Raw genomic sequence first — 9859 nt, forward strand, 5'->3', positions numbered from 1 at the left:
ATCAGGGAGGCAAGTGGACACCATCAGCGAGACCGCCGCGCAGCGAACACACCGCATCATCCGCGACCACATCGTCAACGGCACCCACCCGGGCGGATCGATGCTCAGTGAGAACACCCTCGCCGCCGCACTGGGCCTGAGCCGCACCCCGGTGCGCGCCGCCCTGCTACGCCTGGAGGAAGAGGGATGGGTCACCATCTACCCCAAGCGCGGAGCGCTGGTCCGCGCCTTCACCGCCCAGGACGGTCAGGAACTCGCCGGCGCCCGGCACCTGCTGGAGACCGGCGGGGTGCGCACCGCCTCCCCAGCCGCGCTCGCGGGGATGTGCACCCGCCTGGACGCGCTGATCGACGACCAGGAGGCGGCCCTTCAGGCACAGACCGCGACACATTCGTCGAGCTGTCCATGTCCATCCACCGAGCATTCGTTGAGGTCGGTGGCAACGGTTTGCTGCTGGACTTCGCCGACCGGCTGCAGAACCGGCAGGCGGTGATGCTGCACCTGAGCCTGGCGACCATCGACGCCCACGCCTCGCAGCTCGTCGACGAGCACCGCGCGCTGATCGACGCCGCCCGGCGCGGTGACTTCGACCGCTTCGCCGACCTGCTGCGCGCCCACATGGGCGATGAGCCCACGCCGCGCTTCGGGCTGGCCTGACCTGCGGGCCCTACCTGTGACGCTGCCCGCGAAGGAGTTCTGCGCATGACCGCCCCCTCGTCCACGCCCGTGGGCGCCACAACCACAGACCTCGACGTCGCCGCGCTCCAGCGGCGCACCCTGCGGGTGCTGCTCGCCTCCCAAGTGCTCGCCGGGGCCGGGCTGGCCGCCGGCGTCACCGTCGGCGCACTGCTAGCCGAGGACATGCTCGGCTCGACCGGCCTGTCCGGACTGCCGGCTGCCCTGCTGACCCTCGGCTCGGCTGCGGCCGCCGTCGGTGTCGGGCGGATCTCCCAGCGCTCCGGGCGCCGACCGGGCCTGGCCGCCGGCTACTTCGTCGGCGCCGTCGGCGGGGCTGGCGTGGTGCTGGCCGCCGCGATCGACAGCGTGCCCCTGCTGCTGGTCTCGCTGCTGCTGTACGGCTCGGGCACCGCCACCAACCTGCAGGCCCGCTACGCCGGCGCCGACCTGGCCGCCCCGCAGCGACGCGGCCGCGCGGTCAGCACCGTGCTGGTGGCGACCACCCTCGGCGCGGTCGCCGGCCCCAACCTGGTCGAGCCCATGGGAGCGGTGGCCGCGGCCCTGGGCATCCCGGAGCTGGCCGGCCCGTTCATCTTGGCCACCGTCGCCTACGCGCTGGCCGGCGTCGTCGTCAGCCTCACGCTGCGCCCCGACCCGCTGGTGACCGCCCGCGCGATCGCCGACGAAGCCGCCCGGGCCGCCACCGCAGGGCCTGACTCCAGGACCGATACGGCGCGTCTGCGGCTGGGCGCCACCGCCATGATCGTCACCCAGCTCGTCATGGTTGCCCTGATGACGATGACCCCCGTGCACATGCGCGACCACGGCCACGCCCTGGGCGCCGCCGGACTGGTCATCTCCCTGCACATCGCAGCGATGTTCCTGCCCTCCCCGGTCACCGGAAGGCTCGTCGACCGGTATGGCCGGCGGCCGCTGATCGCCGCCGCCGGCGTCACCCTGCTGGCTGCCGGCCTGCTCGCCGCGACTGCCCCACCGGACTCGGTGGTCCTGCTCGCTGGCGCGCTCATCCTGCTGGGACTGGGCTGGAACCTCGGCCTGGTCGCCGGCACCGCCCTGCTCACCGACGCCGTGCGGCTGCAGCACCGCGCCCGCACGCAGGGCACCGTCGACCTCGGCGTGGCCCTGGCCGGCGCCACCGGCGGCATCGGCAGCGGCCTGATCGTCGCCGCCACCAGCTTCGCCGCCCTCGGCCTCGCCGGCGGGCTGGTCGCCCTGGCGCTCGTTCCCAGCCTGCTCGTCAGCCGGTCGAGGGCCGCGGCCGCCGAACCGGCAACGGCCGGTCGATCGGCGTGACCGGCCACAGCATTGGGGCCCACAACGCCTCGAGCACCCCGGCCGCCTCGACCCCCGCGATCAGGATGTCGGTCATGGAACCCGGTGGGTCCCTGGTTCCGCGACCGGTCGAAGACGTGCAACCGGCGCGCGGCTGGGTCGGGGTGACCGTGATTGCCAGCGGTGTCTGCTACGCCGACGTCGGCACGGCCGCGGCGCCGAAGGCGACGGCGGCGGCGCCCGTGACCCCCGGCCACGAGGTCGCCGGGGTCATCGCTGAGCTCGGCGAGGACGTCGAGGGCTGGGCGGTGGGTGACCGGGTCGCCGTCGGCTGGTTCGGCGGAAGCTGCGGGCACTGCGACTTCTGCCGAGCCGGTGACGTGGTCCACTGTCCGGAGCGGCAGGTGCCGGGCCTGTCCTATCCCGGCGGCTGGGCCGAGACCCTCACCGTCCCCGCGGGCGCGCTGGCCCGCATCCCCGACGGGCTGGACTTCTTCGACGCGGCTCCGATGGGCTGCGCCGGCGTGACGACGTTCAACGCCGTCCGCCACGCCCGCTCCACCCGGGTGCGACGGTCGCGGTGTTCGGGCTGGGCGGGCTCGGGCACCTGGCCGTCCAGTTCGCCGCGGCCATGGGGTACCGGACCATCGCCGTCGCCCGCGGGCCGGGGCGTGCGGACCTCGCCCGCGGACTCGGGGCGCATGAGTACGTCGACAGCGGCGATCGGCCGGCCGGCGCGGCACTGGCCGACTTCGGCGGCGCGAACCTGATCGTCTGCACCGCGCCGACCACCGAACCGGTCGCCGAGCTGCTCACCGGCCTGCGCGTCGGCGGCAGCCTCACCCTGATCGGCGTCGACGGCGGCACTGTCGCCGTACCGGCCGCGCAGCTGGTCATGAACGCCCAGACCCTGACCGGTCACCTCACCGGCAGCGCCCACGACACCGAGGAAGCCATGCAGTTCGCACTCACCACCGGAGTCCGCCCGCTGATAGAACGGATGCCCTTGACGCAGGCGAACGAGGCCGTCGCTCGCATCCGCGCCGGCGCTCCGCGGTTCCGCATCGTTCTGAACCCGGGGGCCCGCTCGTGACCACCGACAACCGCCGGAACGTCGCCGTCATCGGCGCCGGCATCGCCGGTCTCACTGCTGCCCACGCCCTGGCCTCGGCCGGCCTGAGCGTCACGGTGTTCGAGGCGCGGAACCGGGTCGGCGGGCGGCTGCTGAGCAGCACTCTCGACGGCGGGGCCGTGGATCTGGGCGCCACCTGGTTCTGGAGCAACGAGCCACTGGTGCGCTCGCTCGCCGCCGACCTCGCCATGGACACGTTCCCGCAGGCGCTGGCCGGTGATGCGCTGTTCGAGGTCGACCAGCGCGGGCCACAACGGCTCGCCGGCAACCCCTCCTCGACGTCCCGTCCGCCCGGTTCGCCGACGGCGCGCAGGCGCTGGCTCTGCGCCTGGCCGATCGGCTCCCGCCCGGCACGCTTCGTCTGGGCGACCCGGTGTCCGGTGTCCGGGTCGACGACGACGGGGCGATCGTCGAGGCGTCCAGCGGGGCCGCGGCGGCCGACCACGTCGTCCTCGCGCTTCCGCCAGCCCTGGCCGTCGATGCCATCGCCTTCACCCCCACGCTGCCGGAGCCGATCGCTGACCTCGCCGCAGACACCGCGGTGTGGATGGGTGGCGTGGTCAAGGCCGTTGCCGTCTACGACCAGCCGTTCTGGCGCAGCGCCGGGCTGTCCGGGTCGGCGATGAGCCATGTCGGGCCGTTCCGTGAGCTGCACGACCACAGCGGACCCGATGGCCCGTTCGCGCTGTTCGGGTTCGCCGTGGCCGACCGACTCGACGGCGCCCCAGCCGAGCAGATCGGCGCCGCCTTCAGCGGCCAGCTCGTCCGGCTGTTCGGCCCGGCCGCCGCAGAGCCCCGCGCCCTCCACGTCACCAACTGGAGTCAGGAGCGGTACACCAGCCCCCAAGCCCCCTCCCTCCGCGCGTCCACCGACCGCTACGGGCACCCGCTGTTCCAGCAACTGGTCGGCGGGCGGATCCACTGGGCGTCGACTGAGACCGCCACTGACTACGCCGGCCACATCGAGGGCGCCATCCGCGCAGGAATCCAGGCCGCCCGCAGCATCACCCACCTCGCCGCCGGCGGCACGACTCGGACCGCGAGCGGCGAACGACAGGAGAGGTCATGCACGAACTGACCGGGCTGCTGCGCGAGTACGACCGCGCCCGTGCCTACACCGACCAGCTGTGGAAGGACCTCACTCCCGACGAGGTCACCTGGCGCCCGCACGAGAACTCCAGCGCCATCGGCTGGCACCTGGGCCACCAGGCGCACGTCGCCCACTTCATGATCCGCAACCTCACCGCCGCCGAACCCAGCCCCGACCCGAAGCTCGACGGCCTCATGGACTCGGCCAACCCGGAGCAGTTCCGCGGCACGCTGCCGACCGTGCAGCGGCTCGCCACCTTCCGCGACACCGTCGCCGAGCGGGTCCACGCCCGCATCGGGAACATCGCCACCGGCCTGGTCGGCGCTCCGACGCAGCTGACGATCGTCGCGAAACACCTGCTGACCGCGCTGGTCAACCACGAGTACCAGCACGACCAGTGGATCGGTGAGGTCCGCGCCGACAACCTCGGCCACGCACTCCCGCCCGACCCCGCAGCCGACGGGCTGACCCGCGTCGACGGCTACCTCTGCCTCGACCCCTACGCCTGATGAACCGATGGGGCCCGCCCCCGGTTCGGTCTCTCCTCCGTACGAGGGGGCGACCAACAGGACCCAGAAGCAAGGTCGGCCGGCCGATGTGGTCCTTCAGGCATCGAGCGGACGCGCCGACATCAAAAGCAGGAGAACCCCCGCGGGCGCAGGGGCCGTGGGGGTCCAACTCGGTGTCCGAGGGGGCGACTCGCTACATACGCACACGGCTGATCGCGTCCAACCGAGTTGCCGAACCGGCTCCAGCTGACCGGCTGCCGCCGCTCCGTCGACATCGCGGGACGGGAAGCGAGGGGAACCGCCGCTAGGGAACCGCCGGACGCCGCCCCCGCCCTCGCGTGAGCACGACGGCGTAGGACACGAGGGCGATGCCCATCGCGATCACCCAGGCCGCCCGCTCGTACTGCGCCGGGTAGAGGACGTCGTGCAGGTACTGCGCGATGAAGCTGCCCTCGTACGGCTCCCGGCCGCCGACTTCGAGCAGCCACTTCTCCAGAGTCGTCAGGGGACACGTGTAGGAGGCCAGCGTCACGTAGGCCGAGTAGAGGGTCGTCACGATGCTCGGCCACAGCCAGGCCAGCCTGCGCAGCCCGAGGAACCCGCCGACCACGACGTAGGCCAGGAAGGCCAAGTGCACGATGACGACCACCGTCGCGGCCGCCACGGCCAGCCCGCTCACCACGTGCGGAGCATAGGGCCCGGATGACCTGCCGCAACGGGTCTGCCGCGACCCCGCGCGGGAGGCGGTGCGGCACGGGGCGTCCACGGTTGAATGGGGCGTGGCCTCGCCTGCGGTCCGGGACCTCGAGCCCGCCCCTTCCCCCGGGAGCTCGGCCCGGCGCCTCCTCGTCCCGCTGTGCCTGGTCGTGGTGCTCGCCCGCGCGACGTACGTCCTGAGGCCCTTGCGCAACGACGAGGGCGGCTACCTGCTCATCGCCAGGCAGTGGCACACCGGCGGCGAGTTCATGTACGGCGACTACTTCGTCGACCGGCCGCCACTCCTCATGCTGATCTTCAAGATCGCGTCGCTCACGGAGTGGGATCAGGCGATCCGCGTCCTCGCGATCCCGTTCGTCCTGCTGTTCGTCGTCGCCGGCTGGCGTGCGGGCACACTGCTGGGAGGCCCGGCCGGCGGCCGGTGGGCCGCCGTGGTGGCCGCCGGGATCATGTGCTCCCCGGCGCTTGCTGCCGAGCAGTCGGACGGCGAGCTGTTCGGGGCGTCGCTCGTGATGGCGGCGCTCGCCCTGGCCCTCTCTGCCTGGCACGCCGACTCCCGCAGAGCCCGGCTGTGGTGGGCCATCGCCGCCGGCGCGGTCGCCGCGGCCGCACCGCTGATCAAGCAGAGCCTGCTGGAGGGCCTGCTCCTCCTCGCCGGCCTCGTGCTGGCCGGGTGGTGGGGCCGGGACGCCGACCGCCGCCGCGCCTTCCTCGTCGGAGGCGCGGGCCTCGTGGGCGCGCTGCTTCCCTGTGCGCTGGCCGCGCTGTGGCTGATGGCGGCCCGGATCGCGCCGGAAGACGCGTGGCACGACCTCGTCGGTTCCCGTGGTGTCGCCTTCGACGCACTGTGGTCGACCAGTCCCGGCGACTCGATCCGCAGGATCGGTCAGCTCCTGGTCCTGGGCACGGTCACCGGTCTCCTGCCGGTCGTGCTCACCTGGCTCCTCGACGCGCGCCGCGGCCCGGGTCGGGGGTCGGTCGAAGCGAAGCTGATCACTCTGCTCCTCGTGTTCGGGATCGTCGGCATCGCGTCCGGTGGCGCCTACTGGCCCCCCTACCTGCTGCAGCTCGCGCCGGCGGCCGTACTCGCCGCTGGTGCGTTGGCTCCCTCGGTCTCCGCCCCCGGTGCGTGGATGCGGGGCTTCAGCAGGATGATCGCGGCCGCTGCTCTCGGGGGCACCCTCGTGTCGGGCGTGGTGTACGCGACCGACCCGTCGGCATGGTCCAGCCAGCGGCTCGGCGAGTGGTTGGCCGACTCGAAGGCTGCGAGCGATACGGGCTTCGTGGCGTACGGCTTCCCCTCGGTCCTGGAGGCCGCGGACATGCCGTCCTCCTACCCGCACCTGTGGAGCGCGGCGATGCGCACGCTCGACCCCGAACAGACCCGGCTGCGGGCGACGCTGGCGGGGCCCCGGGCACCGGCGTGGATCGTCCAGGTCAACGGCTTCGACGCCTGGGGCATCGACGACGGGTCCCGGCTGCGCGACTTGATCCGCCAGCGGTACCGCGTCGCGGCCGAGGTCTGCGGCCACGTGGTGTGGCTGCGTCAGGACGTGACGCGGGAACTGGCGGCTCCGCCGCGTTGCTGATCGACCCGCGACACGGTCCACGTCCGACAGGCTGGCGAGGTGGGGCCGCGGCCGGGGTGAGCGCCGCAGCCTTCACGCTGTAGTCCCGGTAACAGGAGAAACCCCACGGCCTCAGGGGCCGTGGGGGGTGCAACTCGGTGTCCGAGGGGGGACACGCTACATACGCACACGGCTCCTGGGCCGTGCGGTCGGTGCTCGTGCTGCTTCGGCTGGGTCAACGACCGGCGAGGTGCATTTCCGCAGCCACGACGACGGGAGGTTCAAGGGGAGCGCTGCCGCGCCGATGGCCGTCCGGGCATGCTGTCCGATCGAGGGCCCGAAGACGTTCATCACCACCTCTGAGCTTGTCGTTTAACCCCTGACCTGCGCGTCGCTCGTGTCTCGGGTGACGGTTTTGCCGACGTCGTTGCGGGTGGCGCGGCAGCGGTTGGGCGTGCCCGGTGGGCGTCCCGGTCCTGGTCGGCTGGGTTTCGGTGCGCTGGCCGGCTGGCCGGTCTTGGCACGCAGGTGGCGAAACCCTCGCCGGACCCGGGCGGGAGTCAGCCGCTCGGGGGTAGCGGCCTTTCCCAGGGCCGGCGCAGATCCGTGGCCAGACCGCGGGCCAGTCGTAGCTGGGTGTGCGCGGCGATGACCAGCCAGGTCCAGCGGTCACCGGCTGCTGGGGAACGCCAGCCGGGTCACGTCGTAGCCGGAGTCGAGCATCACCATGATTGGCGGATCACCGGGCCGCCAGTGCCCGGCCGAGCGCAGCCGGGCCACGACCGCGCGCAACTGCGCGGCGGTGACCGCGGTGGTGAACCGCTCCGGCGAGTCCAGACTCAGGGTGTTGTCCCGTACCGTCCGCTGGGCGGGGTGTTGGCCGTAGAAGACCGCTTCCTACTCGACCGGTGTGAGGTCGTGGCAGGCGGCGGTGTGCAGCCTGCGGCTGTTATACCAGTCCACCCGTTGCAGTGCTTTGGTGTCCGAGGGGCGACACGGTACCTACGCATACGGTTGCGGCCCTGATCGGCAGGGTGCCCCATATCCCCGGCCTTCCGGCCCGAGGCCCGCACGGAGGGTTGTCGACGGTGACCCTGGAGCTGATGGTTGTCTCCGCCCGGTAGCGCAGAGGACTGCTCGCGATGAGCGAATACCAGTACTACGAGTTCGTGGCGATCGACCAGCCGCTGTCGGTCGGCGAGCAGGCCGACCTCCGTGCGATCTCCACTCGTGCCCTGATCACACCGACCAGTTTCGTCAACCACTACGAATGGGGTGATCTGAAGGCCGATCCGCGCCGCTTGGTCGAGCGTTACTTCGACGCGTTCCTCTACCTGGCCAACTGGGGGACGCACCGGCTGATGTTCCGGCTGCCAGCAGAGGTGCTGGGCCGCTCGGCCACGGCCGTGGTGGACCAGTACCTGGTCGGCGACGGTTCGACCGCGTGGACGACCGACGGGTACGTCGTCATCGACCTGTTCGCCGAGGACGAAGACGGTGAGTACGACAACGAGTGGCTGGATGGCTCCGGCCTGCTGGCTTCGATCGTCCCGGTCCGCGCCGAGCTGATGGTTGGTGATTTCCGGCTGCTCTACCTCGCCTGGCTGCTCGCCGTCGAGAATCGCGAGGTCGACGATGACGCGGTCGAACCGCCCGTTCCCACGGGTCTCGGTCAGTTGAGCGCAGCGCTGAGCGCGGTGGCCGCGTTCCTGCGCATCGGCCCCGACCTCGTCGCCGTAGCAGCGGAGCACAGTGCGCCGCTCGATGCCGACGGCACCCTTACCGAGCTGCCCGGCTGGTTGGCGCAGCTACCGGCGGAGAACAAGGAGTCACTGCTGCTGCGGGTGGCACGAGGAGACGGGGCGAGGGTGCGCGCGGAGCTGCTGGCCGGTTGCCGTGGGGCCGCCGGGTCGATCCACGCCGGCAATATCGACGGCCGGACTGCGGGGGAGCTGCTCGCGCAGGCCCGGAGGCGACGCGAGGAGCGCCAGCGTCCGGCTCGGGAGGAGGCCGAGCGGCGGGCAGGGGAGCGCCGTCGCGCCGCTGAACGCGCCCGCGAGAACCACCTGAGCGAACTCGCGGGGCGGCAGGACCAGGCCTGGCGTGAGGTCGTCGAGTTGGTCGAGCGACGCACGGCGGCCGACTACGACGCGGCGGCGGGACTGCTCTACGAACTGGCTGAGGTCTGCCGCCGCGAGGGAACGAGCGATGCGTTCGCCGACCGGGTCCAGCAGCTCCGTCGTGCACAGCGCCGCAAGATCTCGTTCATCCAGCGGCTCGACCGCCTCGGCATGGTGTGACCCGACGCTGCACACCTACGCGGCTCGGCCGCCTCCCTGGTCACCGCATGGGCGCTGTTCACCTGACGAGCCGGCGCGGGTCCGGGAAGCCGATGCTGGTGTAGCCGGGCCCGCGCTTGGTCAGCGAGGAGGCGAGAACACCGGTCGCGACGTCGTGGTAGTCGTGGACTTCAGCGGTGGTCTTGCCGGGGAACGGGCGGAGGATGCGGCCGGCGTACTGCACGAGTCGGCCCTTGAAGGCGATCGGTGCGGCGAGGAAGAGGGTGTCGAGCGCCGGGCAGTCGAAGCCCTCGCCCACGTACGGGCCGGTGGCCACGACGAGCAGTGGCGGCCCGTCCGGTCGCGGCTCGAGACGGGCGAGGGCGGCGGCCCGGGACTTCGCGCCCATGCCGCCGCGCAACACAACCGGTTCGTGCCCACGCTCATTCAGCCCGGCAACCAGCCGGTCCAGGTGCTCGGTCCACTGGGTGAGCACTAGGGCGTGTCTGGCGGATCTTGGCTGGCAGGGGTCCGCAGCCAGATCTTGATCGAGGCGACGTCGATGGTGCCTCGGAAGACGAACTCGCGTTTGT

The 9859-nt window shown here is 72.2% G+C and carries 10 protein-coding genes and 3 pseudogenes; 10 read left to right on the forward strand and 3 right to left on the reverse strand.

Annotated features, from left to right (window positions below):
• Positions 1–13 precede the first annotated feature (13 nt).
• The 8 genes and pseudogenes from CHB94_RS22715 (at position 14) to CHB94_RS22740 (ending at position 4702) form a co-directional block, all read left to right on the forward strand.
• Positions 14–493 carry a GntR family transcriptional regulator gene (locus CHB94_RS22715; protein WP_176445702.1) on the forward strand — a complete coding sequence of 160 codons (480 nt, stop codon included), beginning with the start codon at positions 14–16 and terminating at the stop codon, positions 491–493.
• Positions 406–657, forward strand: a complete 252-nt coding sequence (locus CHB94_RS25455) for an FCD domain-containing protein (protein ID WP_176445703.1) — start codon at positions 406–408, stop codon at positions 655–657. Before CHB94_RS22715 ends, CHB94_RS25455 begins: the two co-directional genes overlap by 88 nt.
• Positions 658–702: 45 nt before the next feature.
• Complete coding sequence (locus CHB94_RS22725) at positions 703–1992, forward strand: MFS transporter (protein WP_089338828.1); 1290 nt, start codon at positions 703–705, stop codon at positions 1990–1992.
• Between the two features lie 74 nt (positions 1993–2066).
• Positions 2067–2441, forward strand: a pseudogene (locus CHB94_RS26860) (alcohol dehydrogenase catalytic domain-containing protein); the annotation flags it as partial.
• A 110-nt stretch (positions 2442–2551) separates the two neighbouring features.
• A complete protein-coding gene (locus CHB94_RS26430) occupies positions 2552–3064 on the forward strand; it encodes a zinc-binding dehydrogenase (RefSeq protein WP_254920864.1) in 513 nt (170 codons plus the stop codon).
• A pseudogene (locus CHB94_RS26435) lies at positions 3061–3312 on the forward strand (FAD-dependent oxidoreductase); the annotation flags it as partial. The gene CHB94_RS26430 and the pseudogene CHB94_RS26435, both read left to right, overlap by 4 nt.
• Positions 3313–3407: 95 nt before the next feature.
• Positions 3408–4181 (forward strand): annotated as a pseudogene (locus CHB94_RS25860) (flavin monoamine oxidase family protein); the annotation flags it as partial.
• Positions 4169–4702 (forward strand): DinB family protein, encoded by a 534-nt coding sequence (locus CHB94_RS22740; protein WP_089338829.1) that lies wholly within the window; start codon positions 4169–4171, stop codon positions 4700–4702. The pseudogene CHB94_RS25860 and the gene CHB94_RS22740, both read left to right, overlap by 13 nt.
• Before the next feature lie 304 nt (positions 4703–5006).
• Here CHB94_RS22740 and CHB94_RS22745 read toward each other — a convergent pair whose 3' ends face one another.
• The gene (locus CHB94_RS22745; RefSeq protein WP_176445704.1) at positions 5007–5384 is read right to left on the reverse strand and encodes a DUF2784 domain-containing protein; all 378 of its coding nucleotides are present in this window, start codon (positions 5382–5384) and stop codon (positions 5007–5009) included.
• Between the two features lie 97 nt (positions 5385–5481).
• Here CHB94_RS22745 and CHB94_RS22750 point away from each other — a divergent pair, with 97 nt between their 5' ends.
• Positions 5482–7008 carry a hypothetical protein gene (locus CHB94_RS22750; RefSeq protein ID WP_141137609.1) on the forward strand — a complete coding sequence of 509 codons (1527 nt, stop codon included), beginning with the start codon at positions 5482–5484 and terminating at the stop codon, positions 7006–7008.
• Positions 7009–7656: 648 nt separating this feature from the next.
• On the opposite strand, the gene CHB94_RS26440 is transcribed toward CHB94_RS22750, so the two are convergent.
• Complete coding sequence (locus CHB94_RS26440; RefSeq protein ID WP_254920865.1) at positions 7657–7779, reverse strand: hypothetical protein; 123 nt, start codon at positions 7777–7779, stop codon at positions 7657–7659.
• Between the two features lie 350 nt (positions 7780–8129).
• Between CHB94_RS26440 and CHB94_RS22765 the strand changes: the two genes are divergently transcribed.
• On the forward strand, positions 8130–9287 hold the full coding sequence (locus CHB94_RS22765) for a hypothetical protein (RefSeq protein WP_089338832.1): 1158 nt from the start codon (positions 8130–8132) through the stop codon (positions 9285–9287).
• Between the two features lie 58 nt (positions 9288–9345).
• On the opposite strand, the gene CHB94_RS22770 is transcribed toward CHB94_RS22765, so the two are convergent.
• Positions 9346–9762 (reverse strand): DEAD/DEAH box helicase, encoded by a 417-nt coding sequence (locus tag CHB94_RS22770; RefSeq protein ID WP_254920866.1) that lies wholly within the window; start codon positions 9760–9762, stop codon positions 9346–9348.
• Positions 9763–9859 lie beyond the last annotated feature (97 nt).

This window comes from Blastococcus mobilis, assembly GCF_900188025.1.
GTDB classification, from domain to species: Bacteria; Actinomycetota; Actinomycetes; order Mycobacteriales; family Geodermatophilaceae; genus Blastococcus_B; species Blastococcus_B mobilis.